Genomic DNA, 16,931 nt, shown 5'->3' with positions numbered 1-16,931 from the left:
GGCATGCCGCCGTGCCGCCGTGCCGTCGTGAGGTGGCGCCGGTGGCGGGGCAGCGACGTGGCGCGGTGGCGGGGCAGCGACGTGGCGCGGTGGCGGGGCAGCGACGTGGCGCGGCGGTGGGGCTGCCGCGATGTCGGTGTGGGGACGCGCCGACATGCCGAGACCCCGAGTTGCCGATGCGCGGGGCGTGCCGGGTGTCGAGTTGCTGGCCGTCGAGTCGTGGTGCCAACGGGGGCAACTTGACCGTGGGGACCAGCCGGGCGCCGGGGTCGTGTGGGTGGGGCTAGTCCGCCTGGCTCCTGGAGGCAGCCGGGGGTGACCCCGGCGCCGCGAGGGGTTGCGGTGCCAGGGTCAGACGTTCGTGATCTCGTCGATGAAGGCGTCCACGTCGAAGCAGTCGCTCTCCGTGCCCAGGGGGACGAGTTCCGTAGCGGCGTCCAGGAAGCGTTCGACGTCCTCGCGCTCGATTTCGACCAGTGCGTAGCCGTCGGGGGACTCGATCTCCAGGATGAGGATGCCCTCGTCGGTCGAGAGGTCCGGCCGGACGCGCACGTCGCCGATGCCGGAGGGCTCCCGCAGGCCCGTGACGAGCAGCTCCCGGGCGAAGGTCCACTCCACCCAACGGCCGCGCTCCGTCCGGAACGCGATGTTCACGGCGAACGGCTCGCTCGCGACGTACGACAGTCGAGACAGGACTGGAGCACTGGAGCCGTTGAGTGACACGAACTGGCTCTGGGTGACGGTATCGGTGTTCACGTGCCACCTCTCGCGGTCTTGTTCGCGCTCCCGGCGCGAACGGGTCGGACAGCGATGAGATGTAAGCGGAGCCCGAAAATGATGCGTCGCGGACGAGTTTCACGCGATCGGTTGCAAAATCTTCGAACCTGTAACACGCGGGAGCGTCGCGATCAGCCGCCGTTCAGGGGAACGGTCAGGCCCACCTTGACGCGGTCCATCGCGACACTCGTCGTGAAGTGCCGCACCTCGCCGTTGTCGAAGAACATCCGGCGGGTGAACGCCTCGAACTCGCCCATGTCCCGGCACTGCACCACCAGGATGAAGTCCGCCGACCCCGTAACGTAGTAGCACTGTTGCACAGCGGAATCAGCCAGCACCTGCTTCCGGAACGCCTCCAGCACCTCCAGCCGCTCGCGCTCCATCTCCACCATCACGATGAACGTCATGTGGACCCCGACCGACGGCGGGTCGATGACCGCGACTTCCCGCGAGATCACGCCGGCGTGCCGCAACCGTTTGATGCGGCGCTGCACCGCGGCAGCCGACAGACCCACCTCGGCGCCGATCGTCTCCGCGATCGTTCGCGAGTCGTCCTGCAGGCGTCGCAAAATCTCGTAGTCGAGTTTGTCCAGGTCAGCGGCGGGCACAACCGCATCGTAACCAAAACCGGGTCTGCGACGCGGCTCACGCAACGGCGGCGAAGCGGATGTCGCAGGCATCTTCGCCGACAGCGAAACGCACCAGCCGCGCCCCTGCGCTCTCCAGCGCATCCCGGTCCTTTTTGGAGACACGCCCGTACTGCTCGACCTCCAGCGTCGCCCCGGCCCGCGAGCGCACGATCCGCCAGCTGCCGCGCACCAGCCCGTCGACCAGGACCGTCCCGGGGAACACCCCGTTCGGCACCCCGAACACCCGCTTGCGCGCGTCGTCCGGCAGCACACGAGTCCGGTCGGCGTGCGACAACAGCAGGTTGTCGAACTCGGCGATGAACCGCGGCGGCGCGGGCGTGGCCGGGTCCGGGCGCGGCGCTTCGGGCAGGTCGAACACCTCGCGTCCCTGCTCGGTCCGGAACACCCGCAGCCGCGGGCGCAGCCGGTCCACCACCTCGCCGAGCCGCGTCAGGCCACTCCACGCCTGCACGTCCGCGACACTCGCCGGCCCGAACGCCGCCAGGTAGCGCAGCACGAGATCGTCCAGCGAGGCGTTCCGCTCCAGCGGACGCCCGAGCCAGTCCTCCGCCGACGCGAGAGTCGTCCGCCCGCTGCGGCCCCACACCGCGCGCGGCGGGACCTGCACGAGCGGGAGCAGACCGCGGGCGGCGTGCGCGAGCGCCGACGCCGGCGTGTCCGGCCACACCCGCGCGAGCTGTTCCCCCAGCGCGGCCGGGGTGCGCGGCTCCTCCGCGAGCAACGCGCGCGCCTGCTCCGCGACCGCGCACAGGTCAACCGGGGCAAGCGATTTCTTGTAGGCGGCGTTGGTGCGCATGTCGCGGTCGAACAGCGGCTGCAGGAGCGGGCGCAGCCAAAGGCAGTCGTCCGCCGCCACCAGGTGCACGGTGCCGCGCATCAACGCGATCCGCACCACCTGCCTGTCGAGCAGGAGCTGCCCGAGCTGCTCCGGCCGGAAACCGTGCAGGCGCGACCACAACCCGTAGTACGGCGGGAACGGCGCCTGCGCCTGAAGTCCGCACAGGTGCCGGACGGCTTCCAGCGGTGTGAGCTTCGTCCTGCGCAACAGCAGCTGACGGGCGAGCAGAGCCCGGTTCAGGGCGCGCTGCCCCAGCGTGTCCGGCATGGCCGAACCCTAGAACCTACCGGTGACAGTTCCGGTCCGCGTAGTCCTTTCGTGGCCGCGTTTTGTGACCTGGAACACAACTCACCGGTCTACCCAGGGGTAGCCCCTACAAGTGAATCCATGCATGACGGACACCACGCGGTCCTTGCCGGGCTGGGAGCCTGGCTGCCGCCGCGGGTGGTGGACAACGACGACCTCGCCCAGCACCTGAACACCTCCGACGAATGGATCCGCGCGCGCACCGGCATCGGTGAGCGCCGCATCGCCGACCCCGATGTGTCCACTGTGGATATGGCGATCGCCGCGGGGCGCAACGCCTTGCGCAGCGCCGGGTCGGACGCGATCGACGCGGTGGTGCTCGCGACGGCGACGCCCGACTACCTCTGCCCGGCCAGCGCGCCGCAGGTGGCCTCGGGGCTCGGGCTCAGCGGGGTTGCCGCCTTCGACGTCAACGCCGTCTGCAGCGGCTTCATCTACGCACTGGCCACGGCCGCGGGCATGATCGCGGGCGGAGTCGCCGGCCGCGTGCTCGTCGTCGGCGCGGACGCGTTCAGCCGCTATTGCGATCCCGCCGACCGCACCACCGTCCCGATCTTCGGTGACGGCGCGGGCGCTGTCGTGCTGCGTGCCGGGACCGCCGACGAGCCGGGCGCGCTCGGGCCGTTCGACCTGCACAGCGAGGGTGAGAACGCGGGCCTGCTGATCGTCCCGGCCGGTGGCGCGAAGCAGCGCCAGTCGGCCGACCCGCACGACCACTATCTGACCATGCAGGGAACCGCCGTGTTCCGGCACGCCTGCGCGCGCATGGCCGAATCCGCCCGTGCCGTGCTGGAGCGGTCCGGGCTCGGGGTCGGCGACGTCGACCGGTTCGTCGGCCACCAGGCGAACATCCGAATCCTGCAGGCCACCGCCAAACAGCTGGGCATGCCGAACGACCGCGTGGTGGCGAACATCGAGCGCGTCGGCAACACCAGCGCCGCCTCGATCCCGCTCGCGCTGGCCGACGCCTGCGACGACGGTGACCTCCAGCCCGGCCACCGGGTGCTGCTGACCGCGTTCGGCGCCGGCCTGACGTGGGGTTCGACGCTGCTGACCTGGCCCGACGTGAAGCCGGGCGGCGAGGCCTAGTTCGTCCAGGTCTTCGTTGGTGTGTCCCGCCCGCGGAGCTGGACCGTCTCGTGCCGGGTCCACCGGGCCTGCTCGCCGGATGCGGCCTGGGACCAGAGGGTGTCGCTGGCGAGGATGCGGCCGGGCACGTGCTTCGCGTGCTCGGTCAGCCGCGCAGCTTCGTTCACCGCGTCGCCGATGACCGTGTACTCGAGCCGGCTGCGGCTGCCGAGTTGCCCCGCGAACACCGGTCCCCACGCGACGCCGATGCCCAGGTCCAGCTCGCCCTCCTCGCGAACCGCGTCCCGGATGGCGCGCGCCGCTGACATGGCCGCGGTCGCCGGATCGGCCAGCCGCGTGGGCGCGCCGAAGACGCAGAACGCGGCGTCGCCCTGGAACTTGTTCACCAGCCCGCCGCGGGCGTCGACGGCCGACACCACGCTGTCGAACAACCGGTTCAGCTTGCGCACGATCTCCTCGGGCGGCAGCCGGTAGGCCAGGGCGGTCGAGTCCACGACGTCGACGAACAACGCGGCGACCTCCCGCACGTCACCGCTCAGCGACACCCCGTGTTCCAGGGCGTGCCGGGCGACGTCGATGCCCACGTGCCTGCCGAACAGGTCCCGCAGCCGGTCCTGTTCCCGCAGTCCGGCGACCATGCTGTTGACCGACACCTGGAGCGAGCCGATCTCGCTGGCGTCGTCCACGCGCACCGACACGTCTTTGCGGCCGCGGGTGACGAGGCCGACCGCCATCCGCAACCGGCGCAGCGGCGCGGCGACCGCCCGCGCGAGGAGCGCCGTGCCGATCGCGCCGCTGACGAGCCCGACGATCGACAGCATGATCAGGCTGGAGGTCTCGTCGGCCCTGCCGATGTTCGGTGGCGCGGCGACGATCAGCACGCCGAGCAGCGGGACCCCACTCGCTACGGCCCAGGTGATCGCGAGCCGGGACAGGACGCTGACCGACACCGCGTTGCGCGGTGGGCTCACCTCGAGCGCCAGGATCAGGATCGGCCGCGCGACCCACTCCGCGGCCAGGTACATCAGACCGACGGTGAGCAGCCCACCGAGCCCGACGGCGAGGGTGACGCCGAGGGTGTCGAGCGCGGAGCCGAGGATGCTGGTGAGAGTGCCGAGGATGATCGTCCCGCCGAGCCAGAGGGTGCCGCTGACCAGCGCGAGGTCGCGGGGCAGGCGGAGCGCGCGGCGGGCTTCCGGCGGCGTCGGGCGGCGGCCCTGGGCGAACCAGACGGCGGTGCGACGGTGCAGGATCGCCGTCCACACCGAGCCGACGAGCACCGAGAGCAGGACGTACGCACCGGCGCAGGTGAGCAGGATCCAGTTGCGGTCGCCCATGTCGGCGGGGATGCCCTGGAGGAACAGCAGCAGCCAGACGGCCGCCGCGCCGCACACACTCGACCCGACGCCGAGGACGACGAACCCCAGCCCGGTGCGCAGCACCACGCGGAACTTCGCGAGCTGGGCGAACTTCGGCACGGAGTGATCGTATTGCCAGCGGCGGGGGAAGGGCGCGTTGTTGTGGCGAGTGGATCGGCGGGCGGGCCTGGGGGTTCGGTGGAAGTGGGCCGGCGGTGAGGCTCGGACCGCCGGCGGGAAGGTGGGGAGTGGCGGTCGGGCTCGGTTCGGCCGGCGCCGGGGCGTTCGCGACGGGAGCGTGAGTGTGTTCGAGACGGTGGCGGCGCTGCCGATGCGTTCGGCGGTGGTCCCGTCCTGCTCCGGGTCAGGAAGCGCGTTTGCGTGAACGGGCCGGCCGCGCGTCGCGGATGGCTTTTTCCAGGTCGGCGCGGTTGAGCTTCGAGCGGCCCTTGATGTCGAGTTCCCGGGCCATCTTGTCCAGCTCCGACTTGCTCAGCTCGGACAGGTCCGGCTCCGCCGCCTTCCGGGACTTCTTCGGGGCAGCCGAACCGTCCTTCCCGCCGGAGCCCTTGTGCCGCTCGACGCTGCGGGACAGCGCTTCGAACAGGTCGACCACCTTCGTCGGCTCGGCGGGCTCGTCCTCGACCGTCACCGTGCGGCCGGCCTTCTTGTCGTCGATCAGCTTCAGGACGCGCTCGTTGTACTGGTCGTGGTAGTCGTCCGGGCGCCAGTCGTCGGCCATGGAGTCCACCAGCGCGACCGCCATCTCCAGTTCACGGCCCCGCGGCTCCGCCTTCTCCGGCAGCTTCTTCAGCTCCTTCGCCGGGTTCCGCACGTCCTCGGCGAACAGCAGCGTGTCCAGCACCAGCACACCGTCGCCGGCGCGGACCGCGGCGATGTGCTCCTTGCCGCGCATCACGAAGCGCGCGATGCCGGCCTTGTTGGTGTCCGCCATGGCCTGCCTGAGCAGCCCGTACGCGCGCCCGAACTCCTCCTTCGTCGGCGCCAGCCAGTAGCTCTTCTGGAAGTACAGCGGGTCGATCTCGCCGAGGTCGACGAACGACTCGATGTCGATGGACCGGGACCGGCCGGGCGCGATCTGGTCCAGTTCCTCCTGCTCGACCAGCACGTAGTCGCCGTCGCCGAGGTCGTAGCCCTTCACGATGTCCTCGTAGGCCACCTCCTCGCCGGTCCGCTCGTTCACGCGCTTGTACCGGATCCGGTCCGACGTGCCGCGCTCGAACTGCCGGAAGTGCACGGTGTGGTCCTCGGTCGCGGAGTACAGCTCGACCGGCACCGTCACCAGGCCGAAGTTGATCGCACCGCTCCAGATCGCTCGCGCCATCACGCCTCCCGGACCACTTCGGTAGCCGATTTGTCGACACGTACGCCGGTGAACCGAGGATGCCGCAGCTTGCCGTCGCCGGTCCACTCCGAAAACCGCACCTGCACGACCACCTCCGGCTCGACCCAGCGCGGCCCGCGCTCGGGGACCGGCTCGTCGAACGGCGACCGGCGGCGCTCCAGCCCGGTCAGCCTGCCGGTCAGCCCACGCAGCGTGGCCTCGCTGTAGCCGGCGCCGACCTTGCCCGCGTACCGCAACCGGCCGCGGTCGTAGTAGCCGACCAGCAGCGCGCCGAACCCGGTCCGCGCCCCGCCCGGCGCGCTGAACCCGCCGACGACGAACTCCTGTTCCTTGACGCACTTGAACTTCAGCCAGTCGGTCGTCCGCCCGGACCGGTACGGCGCGTCCGCCCGCTTGGCGATCACGCCCTCCCAGCCGCGCGCGCACGCGTGGGCGAAGTACTCCTCGCCGGTGGTGTTGCGGTGCGTGGCGTACCGCAACACCCCACCCCAGTCGAAAGCCTTGCGCAGCAACTGCTTCCGTTGCCGCAGCGGCAACCCGGTCGTGTCGTGGCCGTCGAAGGCCAGCAGGTCGAACAGGTACAGGTACACCGCGACGCCGGTGGCCTCGATGCGCCGCCGGTCGGTCAGGTGGATGCGTTGCTGCAGCCGGGCGAAGCTGGTCTGGTTGCCGTCGAAGGCGACGATTTCGCCGTCGGCGACGAACGAGGAGGCACCCGATCCGGCGAGCGCCTCCCCGAGTTCCGGGTATCCGGCGCTGATGTCGTTGTGGTTGCGCGACCACAGCACGGGCGGGCCGCCGTCGCGCGAGCAGATGGCGCGAACCCCGTCGAGCTTGCGCTCGAACAGCCAGTTCTCCCTGGAAAACGGCTGCTGGGTCAGCGTCGCCAGCATCGGCGCGCGCCACCCGGGATCAGCCATGATCGCCGGTTACCCTGCGAAGCGCTCCGCAAAACCGCTGGTCACAGCTCTCCGTCCTGCTCGGTGAGCCCGTCGCGCAGTCGCTGCAGGGTGCGGGCGAGCAGCCGCGACACGTGCATCTGGGAAACCCCGATCCGCTCCGCGATCTGGGTCTGCGTCATGTTGTGCACGAACCGCAGGCCGAGGATCTTGCGCTCGCGCTCGGGCAGCTCCTGGATCAGCGGCAGCAGCGCCTCGTGGTTCTCGACGCCCTCCAGGCCGGCGTCCTCCTCACCCAGCGTGTCGCCGAGCGCGAGGTTCTCGGTGTCACCGGACAGCACCTCGTCCAGCGACATCGAGTGGTAGGCGTTGCCCGCTTCCAGGCCCTCGTAGACCTCGTCCTGGCTCACGCCGAGGTGGCTCGCGATCTCGCTCGGCGTCGGCGCGCGGCCCAGCCGCTGCGCGAGCTCGGTGCTCGCGCTGGAGATCGACAGGTGCAGCTCCTTGAGCCGGCGCGGCACCCGCACCAGCCAGCCGGTGTCGCGGAAGTGGCGGCGCACCTCACCCATCACCGTCGGCACGGCGAAGGACAGGAAGTCCGAGCCGCGGCTGGCGTCGAACCGGTCCACCGCGTTGATCAACCCGACGGTGGCGACCTGGACCAGGTCCTCCTTCGCCACCCCGCGCCCGGAGAACCGCTGCGCGATGTGCTCGGCCAGGGGCAGGTGCCCCGTCACGAGCTCGTCGCGCAGGGCGGCGCGGCGGGGGTCATCGGCCGGCAGGCTCGCCAGCTCGTCGAACAGCGGGGCCAGGTGGCCGTATTCGTTCGACGATGTGGGTTGTGTCGGCTCGGTCCGGGAACCGGTCACGCGCCTGCCCCTGGGACGTCCACGACGACACGTCGCTTGGCGAGTTCGATGTCCACCTGGTGGCCCTGGCCGTTCGACTTCACGTGCGCGTCGACGGAGTCCGTGAGCGTGCTCAGGACCCGCCAGCCGAAGGACTTGGTGCTCGGCGCGCTGTCGTTGTCCGACAACACCGTGCCCTGGAACCGCAGTTCGTCGTCCTCGACGACGAACCGGCAGCGCATGGTGGAGCCCGGCAGTGCCCGGGTGATCAGCGTCGAGCACGCTTCGTCCACTGCCAGCCGCAGGTCGGCGATCGAGTCCAGGTCGAAGTCGGCGCGGGTGGCGAGCGTCGCCACCACCGACCGGACGATCGGCAGGTGTGCCAGGTCGGCACCGAGCCAGAGTTCGATCTCGTTCTGCGCGCGCAAGGACGGTGGCTCCCAGTCCGTCACGTTCACCTCACCGTCGTTCGAGTGTTGCTTCGGAACCATCATGCCTCGAACGAGGGAAGTTCGCTCGGTACGGTTACCGTCCGGAAGCATTCCGTAGCTGCAGTTATGGCCGTTCTCCTCACCGATGGCGCAAGATCGCGCCGAACCCCTCGACGAGCTCCTCGTCGACGTGCACCAGGTCCGCGTCCACGGCGATCGCCGCGGCGGGGACCGCCTCGTCGGCCCGGCACCGGTGGATCTCCGCGGCGCCGTAGGCCTTGAGTTCCTCCTCACCGAGCGCGATCTGCGCCGGGCTCGGACCCGTGCACACCATGTCCTCGCCCGGATCGCCGACGAGCAGAGTCTCCACATTGGCCTCGCGCAGCGCGGCCGTCACCGCCTCGAGTCCTTGCACCGCAAGGCCGTCCGGCTGGTTCAGCGCGCCGCGGAACTGCTGGACGACATCGTTCAGGCGGCTTTGCCGGACCGCTTCGGCCAGCTCGTCGGCGACGTCGGAGTGCGTGGCCTCGCGCGCGATCGACTTCGCGGCCTCGGGCAGTTCGTCGATCACGGCCTTGCGGCCCTGCACCTCGCCGGCCACCACGATCAGCTGCGCGTGCGCCTGCTCGGCCAGGCGGGCGACCACGCCCGCGATGTCGGCGACGTTGTGCCGCTTGACCTCCTCGGTGCGGTGCTGCATGCGGTGGTGCGCCTCACCGCCGCCGCGGGTGTGGTGCACCGGGTGGTCCTGGCCGCTGACCTCCTCCGCGGCCATCTCGTCGCCGTGCTCGTCGAAGGCCTTGACGGTCGCGCTCACCTGGTCGACCTCGGCGACCACGTGCGGCAGCGCCAGCTCGCCGTACCGCGCCAGCGGCAGCAGATAGGGCAGGTCGGACACCCGGGCGATGGTGCTCGCGGGCGGGCTCGGCAGGTGCTCGTCGACCAGGACCCGTTCGCCTGCGGCCAGCAGCGCGCGGCCGCTGCGGCCGGTGGCGCGCGGGCCGTCCAGGATCGCGCTCTCCAGCGCGCTCACCGCGCCGTCCGGGGCGTGCTGCGCGGTCAGCGCGTCCTTCAGCTCGCGCCACTTGAGCTCGAGCTGTTTCTCGGCGTCCTCCGTGTCGTGCGAGTCCTCGAAGTAGACGGACGTGAACGGACCGGTCGCGGTCACCAGCGGGCGCAAGGTCGTCGTGTCCATGCCCGCTTCTTACCCGTCGGTTCGCGCCGTGAAACGCCACGGTTTGATGGGGCCATGGAGTGGTGGGAGGCGTTGGTCGTGTTCCTGGCCGGGGTGTGGGCGGGCACGATCAACACGGTCGTCGGGTCCGGCACGCTCGTCACGTTCCCGGTGCTGGTCGCGCTCGGTTACTCGCCGGTGACCGCGACGACGTCGAACGCGATCGGGCTCGCGCCGGGCACGATCAGCGGCGCGATCGGCTACCGGCACGAGCTGACCGGCCAGGGCAGGCGGGTCGCGCGATACGCGGTGCCGTCGGCGCTCGGTGCGGTGTGCGGCACGGTGCTGCTGCTTTCGCTGCCGCCCAACGCGTTCGAGACGGTCGTGCCGGTGCTGGTCGGGCTCGCCGTGGTGCTGGTGATCATCCAGCCGCGGGTGTCCCTGTGGGTGGCGCGCCGCCGCGAGGCCGGGAAGGGCGGCGGCTCGCGTGACGGGCTCGTGTTGTTCCTGATCTTCCTGGTCGGCATTTACGGCGGGTACTTCACCGCGGCACAGGGCGTCATGCTGATGGCGTTCATGGGGATGCTGCTCACCGACCCGCTGCAGCGGCTGAACGGGATCAAGAACGTCCTCGCCGCCGTGGTCAACGTGGTCGCCGGGATCGTCTACGCGTTCATCGCCCCGGTCAGCTGGCCGGTGGTGGCGCTGCTCGCCGTCGGGTCCACCCTCGGCGGGCAGCTCGGCGCCAAGATCGGGCGCCGGCTGCCCGCGCCGGTGCTGCGCGGCGTGATCGTCGTGGTCGGCATCGCCGCGATCGTGCAGCTGGTGGTCAACGGCTGAAGCCGCGCGCCGCCTGCAGGAAGGCGTCGTTCTCCTCGCGGGTGCTGATCGTGATGCGCACGCCGTCGCCCGCGAAGGCCCGCACGACCACCTTGTTCGCCAGCGCGTGCTCGGCGAACTCGAGCGCGCGGTCGCCCAGCGGCAGCCACACGAAGTTGGCGTGCGTCTCGGGCACCTCGTAGCCGAGGGCGAGCAGTTCGTCGGCGACGCGCTGCCGCTCGGTGACGATCGCCGCGCACCGCTCGCGCATCTCGTCCTCGGCGTCGAGCGAGGCCAGCGCGGCGATCTGCGCCAGCGAGTTCACGCTGAACGGGATGTAGACCTTGCGCACCACCTCGGCCAGCTCGGCCGGGCCGACCAGGTAGCCGACGCGCAGCCCGGCCAGGCCGTAGGCCTTGGAGAAGGTCCGCAGCACCACGACGTTGTCGCGGGTGCGCGCGAACTCCATCCCGTCCGGCACGTCCGGGTCGGTGACGAACTCGCGGTAGGCCTCGTCCAGCGCGACGACCACGTGCGGCGGCACCTGGTCGAGGAAGCGCACCAGCTCCTCGTGGCGGTTCGCGGTGCCCGTCGGGTTGTTCGGGTTGCAGACAAAGACCAGCTTCGTCCGCGGCGTGATGGCGGCGAGCATCGCGTCCAGGTCGTGCGTGTGCGTGGCGTCCAGCGGCACCTTCACCGACGTCGCGCCCGCGATCTGGGTGACGATCGGGTACGCCTCGAACGAGCGCCACGCGAACAGGACCTCGTCCCCGGGCGCGCACAGGGCCTGCGTGAGCTGCTGGCACAGCGCGACCGAGCCACAGCCGACCGCGACGCGCTCCACCGGGAAGTCGAACTTGCGCGCCAGGCGGTTCGCCAGCGCCGTCACACCCATGTCCGGGTAGCGGTGGACGTCCGCGGCGGCCTCGGCGATCGCGGCGCGCACGCTCGGCAGCGGGCCGCCCGGGACCTCGTTGCTGGCGAGCTTGATCGCACCCGGCACCGTCCGCCCTGCGACGTAGGCGGGCAGCGAGCCGAGATCGGGACGGGTACGCACGGACATGGCGGGCACTCCTTCGGTCGAACGCGCTGCTGCCACGTTATCCCGAACACTTGATCGCGATCGGTGTTGACTCCCGTTCACCCGGGGATGGTTGAGTAGTGCGATGACGCAGACGCACACCTCGCACTACGAGCGGACCGACGGCCGGGCGATCGAGCTGACGTTCGCCGAACCCGAGAACGTCGTCCGCGGTGGGCTCGTGGTGCTGCACGAGGTCGGCGGGATCACCGACGGGGTGCGGTTGCTGATCTCGAGCCTGGCCGCGGAGGGCTGGCTGGCCGCCGCACCGCACATCGAGGACACGCCGACGCCGGACAGCGTCCTGGCCGCCACCGACATCGCGCTGGCCTGGCTGGTCGAGCGGGGCGTGCAGGCCGATCTGCTGGGTGTCGTCGGCTTCGACCTGGGCGGCACGGCCGCGCTGCTGGTCGCCGCCAACCGGAAGCTGGGCGCGGCGGTCAGCGTCGGCGGGCACCGCGTCGCCGAGAAGCCGGGGCTGGTCGACATCGCGCGCGAGCTGGTCAGCCCGTGGCTCGGCCTGTACGGCGACGCCGGCGACGAGCTGGGCGCCGCCGAGGTCGAGAAGCTGCGCGAGGCCGCCGCCGAGGCGCGCGTGGCCACGAACGTGGTCCGCTACCCGGGCGCCAACCACCGGTTCGACGCCGACCCGCAGGCCGCCGTCGAGGCCTGGCAGCGGACGTTGAGCTGGTTCGACGCCCACCTTCGTTAGGTGTGTTGCGAAGCGGCGGAGCCGCTTGTGGTGAGCGCCAACTGGCACCGCCGCGGGTTCTGAGGTGGTTCCTGGCGAGGACAGCGCCGACGTGGTGAATTGGCATTCATGAGGAGGCGATCCCACAGCCAGGGGCCGCCTCAGGTTCTGCTACCCGCACCGCTGTACAGGCTGATCCGCGGCAAATTTCTAATACGCTCCCGGGGTGACCACCGATGTTGCTGACACCCCGGAAGTGTTGTGGCGGCCGGACCCGGAGCGGGTCGCCGCGAGCAGGATCCAGGCGTTCCGCGACTGGCTGCGCGCGGAGCGCGACGTGTCCCTCGACGACTACGACGAGTTGTGGCGGTTCTCCGTCGACCGGCCCGCGGACTTCTGGGGCGCGGCGGCGGAGTTCCTCGGCATCCGCTGGCACGCCGAGCCGAGCGCGGTCCTCGGCGACGCGCGCATGCCGGGCGCGCAGTGGTTCCCCGGCGGCACCCTCAACTACACCGAGCACGCCCTGACCGGCGCAGACGACGACCTCGCGGTGATCTTCCGCCGCGAGGACGGGCTGTCCGCCCGCCTCACCTACCGCGAGCTGCGCGAACAGGTGGCCGCGGCGCGGGCGGCGCTGGTCGAGCTCGGCGTCGGCCGCGGTGACCGCGTGGTCGCGCTCGCGCCGAACTGCCCGCAGACGCTCGTCGCGTTCCTGGCCACCGCGAGCCTCGGCGCGATCTGGTCGTCCTGCTCGCCGGACTTCGGCGTCCGCGCGATCAGCGACCGGTTCACCCAGATCGAGCCGAAGGTCCTGGTCGCGATCAACGGATACGTCTACAACGGACGGTCCTTCGACGTCCGGCCGACGGTCGAGGAGCTGCGCACGCGGATCCCGTCGCTGACGGCCACCGTGCTGGTGGACTACGCCGGCGGCGGCACGGTCGACGGCGCGCTCGCCTGGGACGAGCTGCTCGACCGGCACGCCGGCGCCGAGATGGCGTACGAGCCGGTGCCGTTCGACCACCCGCTGTGGGTGCTGTACTCGTCCGGCACCACCGGGCTGCCGAAGGGCATCGTGCAGGGGCACGGCGGGATCGTGCTGGAGCACCTCAAGGCGACGGTGCTGCAGATGGACCTCGGGCCGGGCGAGAAGTTCTTCTGGTTCACCACCACCGGCTGGATGATGTGGAACTTCCTGATCGGCGGGCTGCTGGCGCGCTCGACGATCGTGATGTTCGACGGCAGCCCGGGGCATCCCGATCTGAACACGCTGTGGCGGCTGGCGGCCGAGGAGCGGATCACCTATTTCGGCACGTCCGCGCCGTTCGTCCAGAGCTGTGTCAAGGCAAAGATCCGCCCGGCCGCGTCGTTCGACCTGTCGGCGTTGCGGGCACTCGGATCGACCGGCGCGCCGCTGTCCGACGACGGCTTCCGCTGGATCGCCGACGAGGTCGGCCGGTCGGTGCAGATCTGCTCGGTGTCCGGCGGCACCGATCTGTGCGCCGCGTTCGTCGCGGCCGCGCCGGACGTGCCGGTGTGGCTGGGCGAGCTGTCCTGCCGGGCGCTCGGAGCCGCCGTGACGGCGTTCGACGAGGACGGCCGTGAGGTGGTCGACGAGGTCGGCGAGCTCGTGGTGACCAAGCCGATGCCGTCGATGCCGGTGTTCTTCTGGAACGACGAGGACGGGTCGCGACTGCGTGAGGCCTACTTCGACATGTATCCGGGCGTGTGGCGGCACGGCGACTGGATCCGGATCACGCCCCGCGGGTCGGCGGTGATCTACGGCCGCAGCGACTCGACACTCAACCGCGGCGGCGTGCGGATGGGCACCGCCGAGTTCTACCGCATCGTCGAAGGCTTCGACGAGATCGCCGACTCGCTCGTCATCGACACCACGCGGGCCGGGAATACCGACGGTGAGCTGCTGTGTTTCGTCGTGATGGCGCCCGGGGCGGATCTTGCCGCGGTCGAGCCGGAGCTGCGCGCCCAGCTGCGGCGCGGCCTCTCGCCGCGACACGTACCCGATCGGTTCATCGAGGTGGCGGAGGTGCCCCGGACGCTGAACGGTAAGAAGTGCGAGGTGCCGGTCAAGAAGATCCTGACCGGGGTGGCGCCGGAACGGGCGGTCAGCCGGGACGCGCTCGCCAACCCGGGGGCGCTCGAACCGTTCGTCGACATGGCCAGGGGGAGTTAGGGGGCAGGGTGTCCGGGAGGGCGTTGGCCGGGGAGCGGCCGGCCGTCTGGCGCGTCACGGGCGCGGCGTCGGTCGCGGCGATCACCTGGGTGACCAGGCTGGTCGGACTGCTGGCGGTGATCTCGGTCGTCCTGCCGGCCGGGCGGCGCGGCATGCGCGGGCACGTCGCGGTGTGGCTCGGGCTGCCCCAGGATGCGACGACGGCCGCGGCCGCCGTCGTGCTGGCCGTCGGGGTGCTGCTGATCATGCTCGCGTCCGGGCTGAAGCGGCGCAAGCGCCGGGCCTGGCAGCTCGCGCTCGCCGCCAGCGTCGTGCTGGCGGTGTCGCACCTCGGGATGCAGCACGTGTTCGGCGCCGGGATGGTTGCGGTCGCGCTGGCCGTGACGCTGGTGCTGAACCGGCGGCACTTCGTCGCGTTGCCCGACCCGGTGACCGGGAAGTGGGTCGCGGTGCGGGTGTTCCTGCAGCTCCTGGTGGCCGGCTTCGTGATCAACGTCGCGCTGCTGTCGGTGGCGCCGTCCCGGTTCATGGCGCCGCTGTCGTTCCCGGACCGGATGGCCGAGGCGGCGCTGGCGCTGTTCGGCGTCAGCGGCCCGGCCGAGTTCCACGTCGAGTGGATGGACGACCTGACCGCGACGGTCGGGTTGCTGTTCGGGCTGGGCGCGGTGCTGCTCGCCGCGTACTTCCTGCTGCGCTCGGCTGAGCCGGCGCCGCACCTGAGCGAGGACGAGAAGGCCCGGCTGAAGGCGCTGCTGGACAAGCACGGCGCCCGCGACTCGCTCGGGTACTTCGCGCTGCGCGACGACAAGTTCGTGGTGTTCTCCAAGACCGGTAAGGCGGCCGTGACGTACCGGGTGATCGCCGGCGCGGCGATCGCGTCGGCCGATCCGCTTGGCGACAACGAGGCCTGGCCGGGCGCGATCGAGGAGTTCCTGGCGGTCTGCCGCCGGCACGGCTGGGTCCCGGCGGCGATGGGGTGCTCGGAGCTGGGCGCGACCGCGTGGGCCCGGTACGACCTGGACGTGCTGGAGATCGGCGACGAGGCGGTCGTCGATGCGGCGACGTTCACGCTGGAGGGCCGCGTGATGCGCGGGGTGCGCCAGGCGGTGGCGAAGACGAAGCGGGCCGGGTATGCGGTGCGCGTGCGGCGGTCGGAGGAGCTGGCCGAGGGCGAACTGGCCGAGCTGGAGGCGCTGGCGGCGAAGTGGCGGGGGAGCGACACCGAGCGCGGGTTCTCGATGGCGCTGGGCCGGATGGGCGATCCCGGGTCGGTGCTGGTGACCGCCGAGCAGGACGGTGTGGTGCGGGGGCTGCTGCAGTTCGTGCCGTGGGGCAGCGACGGGCTGTCGCTGGACGTGATGCGCCGTGATCGGACCGCGGACAACGGCATCAACGAGCTGATGATCTCGGAGCTGCTGCTGGCCGCGAAGGATTACGGTGTGAGGTACGTCTCGCTGAACTTCGCCGCGTTCCGGAAGCTGTTGGAGCAGGGCAGGCGGATCGGGGCGGGTCCCGTGGCGCGCGCCTCGGCGAAGGTACTGGGATGGATGTCACACTGGGTGCAGATCGAGACGCTGTACCGGTTCAACGCCAAGTTCCAGCCGGCGTGGGTGCCGAGGTACCTGGTGTACCCGGGCGTGCGCGAGCTGCCACGGGTCGGGGTGGCCGTCTTCGAAGCCGAAGGCTTGGCCGGACGTTCCCCCAGGTTGCGGCGGTTGTTGCGGAGATGAGGGGGTCCTTTGCCGACGCTCTGAGGGGCTGTGTACGCTATCTCAGCAGTGGTCGTGATCCGGGAGGCTTCGCCTAGTCTGGTCTATGGCGCCGCACTGCTAATGCGGTTGGGGGTAACCCCCCCTCCCGGGTTCAAATCCCGGAGCCTCCGCAAGGCACTCGGACCCCGAGTGCTAGAGTGAAAACTGAACAAGCGCCCGTAGCTCAACGGATAGAGCATCTGACTACGGATCAGAAGGTTAGGGGTTCGAATCCCTTCGGGCGCGCGTCTGGTTGAGACAGCAAGACCAGAGAACCCGCCGGAGACGGCGGGTTTTCTGCATTTCGGGGTCGCGTGCCCGCCGATGATCGACACCACACCTTTCCCACACTTTATGAGGCGCTTCCTCGGCGATCACCCGCTTGAGGCCGAGCTGGTCCGCGATCTCCCGGACGGTCAGCACCGCGTCGTCGAGGAGGGTGGTCGCGGTCTTGCGGAAGTTGGGGCTCGTCACCCCATGGCCGGTGACCTCCTCCCGGCGTGCCCGAAGGGCAGCGGACCCGGCCGGCACCGATCAAGGGCGCTTCGCGGCCTCCCGGCAAACCCTTGAAGTGCCTCATCATCGGAAGCCACAACCAGTGTGAGCAGCACCGCGGTCCGGTTGATCACCACGAACTGATGGAAGCCGCTGCTGCCAAC

The 16,931-nt window shown here is 70.8% G+C and carries 16 protein-coding genes and 2 tRNA genes; 7 read left to right on the top strand and 11 right to left on the bottom strand.

Going from position 1 to position 16,931, the window contains the following annotated elements; genetic code table 11:
• Positions 1–351: 351 nt before the first annotated feature.
• From ACCP09_RS04205 to ACCP09_RS04195, 3 genes are all read right to left on the bottom strand, one after another.
• On the bottom strand, positions 352–756 hold the full coding sequence (locus ACCP09_RS04205; RefSeq protein ID WP_017986234.1) for an SsgA family sporulation/cell division regulator: 405 nt from the start codon (positions 754–756) through the stop codon (positions 352–354).
• Between the two features lie 152 nt (positions 757–908).
• Positions 909–1,385, bottom strand: coding sequence for an Lrp/AsnC family transcriptional regulator (locus ACCP09_RS04200; RefSeq protein ID WP_123684218.1), 477 nt, complete (start codon positions 1,383–1,385; stop codon positions 909–911).
• Positions 1,386–1,422: 37 nt separating this feature from the next.
• Positions 1,423–2,532, bottom strand: coding sequence for a winged helix DNA-binding domain-containing protein (locus tag ACCP09_RS04195; protein WP_433743258.1), 1,110 nt, complete (start codon positions 2,530–2,532; stop codon positions 1,423–1,425).
• Between the two features lie 120 nt (positions 2,533–2,652).
• Here ACCP09_RS04195 and ACCP09_RS04190 point away from each other — a divergent pair, with 120 nt between their 5' ends.
• Positions 2,653–3,660 (top strand): beta-ketoacyl-ACP synthase III, encoded by a 1,008-nt coding sequence (locus tag ACCP09_RS04190; RefSeq protein ID WP_433743256.1) that lies wholly within the window; start codon positions 2,653–2,655, stop codon positions 3,658–3,660.
• Here the strand turns inward: ACCP09_RS04190 and ACCP09_RS04185 are convergent.
• From ACCP09_RS04185 to ACCP09_RS04160, 6 genes are all read right to left on the bottom strand, one after another.
• On the bottom strand, positions 3,657–5,138 hold the full coding sequence (locus ACCP09_RS04185; RefSeq protein ID WP_433743254.1) for an adenylate/guanylate cyclase domain-containing protein: 1,482 nt from the start codon (positions 5,136–5,138) through the stop codon (positions 3,657–3,659). The two genes, ACCP09_RS04190 and ACCP09_RS04185, sit on opposite strands and share 4 nt — an antisense overlap.
• Positions 5,139–5,382: 244 nt before the next feature.
• Positions 5,383–6,363 carry a Ku protein gene (locus ACCP09_RS04180; protein ID WP_027932950.1) on the bottom strand — a complete coding sequence of 327 codons (981 nt, stop codon included), beginning with the start codon at positions 6,361–6,363 and terminating at the stop codon, positions 5,383–5,385.
• The gene (gene ligD / locus ACCP09_RS04175; RefSeq protein ID WP_433743252.1) at positions 6,363–7,304 is read right to left on the bottom strand and encodes a non-homologous end-joining DNA ligase; all 942 of its coding nucleotides are present in this window, start codon (positions 7,302–7,304) and stop codon (positions 6,363–6,365) included. Before ligD ends, ACCP09_RS04180 begins: the two co-directional genes overlap by 1 nt.
• Positions 7,305–7,345: 41 nt before the next feature.
• Positions 7,346–8,152, bottom strand: a complete 807-nt coding sequence (locus tag ACCP09_RS04170; protein ID WP_027932948.1) for a SigB/SigF/SigG family RNA polymerase sigma factor — start codon at positions 8,150–8,152, stop codon at positions 7,346–7,348.
• Positions 8,149–8,583 (bottom strand): ATP-binding protein, encoded by a 435-nt coding sequence (locus ACCP09_RS04165; protein WP_026153703.1) that lies wholly within the window; start codon positions 8,581–8,583, stop codon positions 8,149–8,151. Before ACCP09_RS04165 ends, ACCP09_RS04170 begins: the two co-directional genes overlap by 4 nt.
• A gap of 118 nt (positions 8,584–8,701) precedes the next feature.
• Positions 8,702–9,757 (bottom strand): Vms1/Ankzf1 family peptidyl-tRNA hydrolase, encoded by a 1,056-nt coding sequence (locus ACCP09_RS04160; RefSeq protein WP_433743250.1) that lies wholly within the window; start codon positions 9,755–9,757, stop codon positions 8,702–8,704.
• Between the two features lie 54 nt (positions 9,758–9,811).
• Between ACCP09_RS04160 and ACCP09_RS04155 the strand changes: the two genes are divergently transcribed.
• Positions 9,812–10,576 carry a sulfite exporter TauE/SafE family protein gene (locus tag ACCP09_RS04155; protein ID WP_123684211.1) on the top strand — a complete coding sequence of 255 codons (765 nt, stop codon included), beginning with the start codon at positions 9,812–9,814 and terminating at the stop codon, positions 10,574–10,576.
• Here the strand turns inward: ACCP09_RS04155 and hisC are convergent.
• Positions 10,566–11,618: a histidinol-phosphate transaminase gene (gene hisC / locus ACCP09_RS04150; protein ID WP_433743247.1), complete on the bottom strand. Its 1,053-nt coding sequence runs from the start codon at positions 11,616–11,618 to the stop codon at positions 10,566–10,568. The genes ACCP09_RS04155 and hisC overlap by 11 nt on opposite strands.
• Positions 11,619–11,721: 103 nt before the next feature.
• On the opposite strand from hisC, the gene ACCP09_RS04145 reads away from it, so the two are divergent.
• The 5 genes from ACCP09_RS04145 to ACCP09_RS04125 all read left to right on the top strand — a co-directional run bounded on the left by ACCP09_RS04145 (position 11,722) and on the right by ACCP09_RS04125 (position 16,518).
• The gene (locus ACCP09_RS04145) at positions 11,722–12,348 is read left to right on the top strand and encodes a dienelactone hydrolase family protein (protein WP_027932944.1); all 627 of its coding nucleotides are present in this window, start codon (positions 11,722–11,724) and stop codon (positions 12,346–12,348) included.
• A 205-nt stretch (positions 12,349–12,553) separates the two neighbouring features.
• A complete protein-coding gene (locus ACCP09_RS04140) occupies positions 12,554–14,521 on the top strand; it encodes an acetoacetate--CoA ligase (RefSeq protein WP_433743245.1) in 1,968 nt (655 codons plus the stop codon).
• A 23-nt stretch (positions 14,522–14,544) separates the two neighbouring features.
• Entirely contained in the window at positions 14,545–16,251 is a 1,707-nt protein-coding gene (locus tag ACCP09_RS04135) for a phosphatidylglycerol lysyltransferase domain-containing protein (protein ID WP_123684208.1), read from the top strand.
• Between the two features lie 62 nt (positions 16,252–16,313).
• Positions 16,314–16,403 (top strand) — tRNA-Ser (locus ACCP09_RS04130).
• A 42-nt stretch (positions 16,404–16,445) separates the two neighbouring features.
• Positions 16,446–16,518: transfer RNA gene (locus ACCP09_RS04125), tRNA-Arg, on the top strand.
• On the opposite strand, the gene ACCP09_RS04120 is transcribed toward ACCP09_RS04125, so the two are convergent.
• On the bottom strand, positions 16,492–16,746 hold the full coding sequence (locus ACCP09_RS04120; protein ID WP_433743243.1) for a hypothetical protein: 255 nt from the start codon (positions 16,744–16,746) through the stop codon (positions 16,492–16,494). The two genes, ACCP09_RS04125 and ACCP09_RS04120, sit on opposite strands and share 27 nt — an antisense overlap.
• Between the last annotated feature and the right edge of the window lie 185 nt (positions 16,747–16,931).

The organism is Amycolatopsis sp. 3B14, from assembly GCF_050958625.1.
GTDB lineage: Bacteria > Actinomycetota > Actinomycetes > Mycobacteriales > Pseudonocardiaceae > Amycolatopsis_E > Amycolatopsis_E thermoflava.
Note: the sequence above shows the minus strand (reverse complement) of the source record. Positions and strands in the feature narration are given on the sequence as shown.

What these genes read in the sequence shown, in the direction of transcription:
- ACCP09_RS04195 (WP_433743258.1), bottom strand. Translation starts at nt 2,532, where the DNA reads ATGCCGGACACGCTGGGGCAGCGCGCCCTGAACCGGGCTCTGCTCGCC.
- ACCP09_RS04190 (WP_433743256.1), top strand. Translation starts at nt 2,653, where the DNA reads ATGCATGACGGACACCACGCGGTCCTTGCCGGGCTGGGAGCCTGGCTG.
- ACCP09_RS04180 (WP_027932950.1), bottom strand. Translation starts at nt 6,363, where the DNA reads ATGGCGCGAGCGATCTGGAGCGGTGCGATCAACTTCGGCCTGGTGACG.
- ligD (WP_433743252.1), bottom strand. Translation starts at nt 7,304, where the DNA reads ATGGCTGATCCCGGGTGGCGCGCGCCGATGCTGGCGACGCTGACCCAG.
- ACCP09_RS04160 (WP_433743250.1), bottom strand. Translation starts at nt 9,757, where the DNA reads ATGGACACGACGACCTTGCGCCCGCTGGTGACCGCGACCGGTCCGTTC.
- ACCP09_RS04155 (WP_123684211.1), top strand. Translation starts at nt 9,812, where the DNA reads ATGGAGTGGTGGGAGGCGTTGGTCGTGTTCCTGGCCGGGGTGTGGGCG.
- hisC (WP_433743247.1), bottom strand. Translation starts at nt 11,618, where the DNA reads ATGTCCGTGCGTACCCGTCCCGATCTCGGCTCGCTGCCCGCCTACGTC.
- ACCP09_RS04145 (WP_027932944.1), top strand. Translation starts at nt 11,722, where the DNA reads ATGACGCAGACGCACACCTCGCACTACGAGCGGACCGACGGCCGGGCG.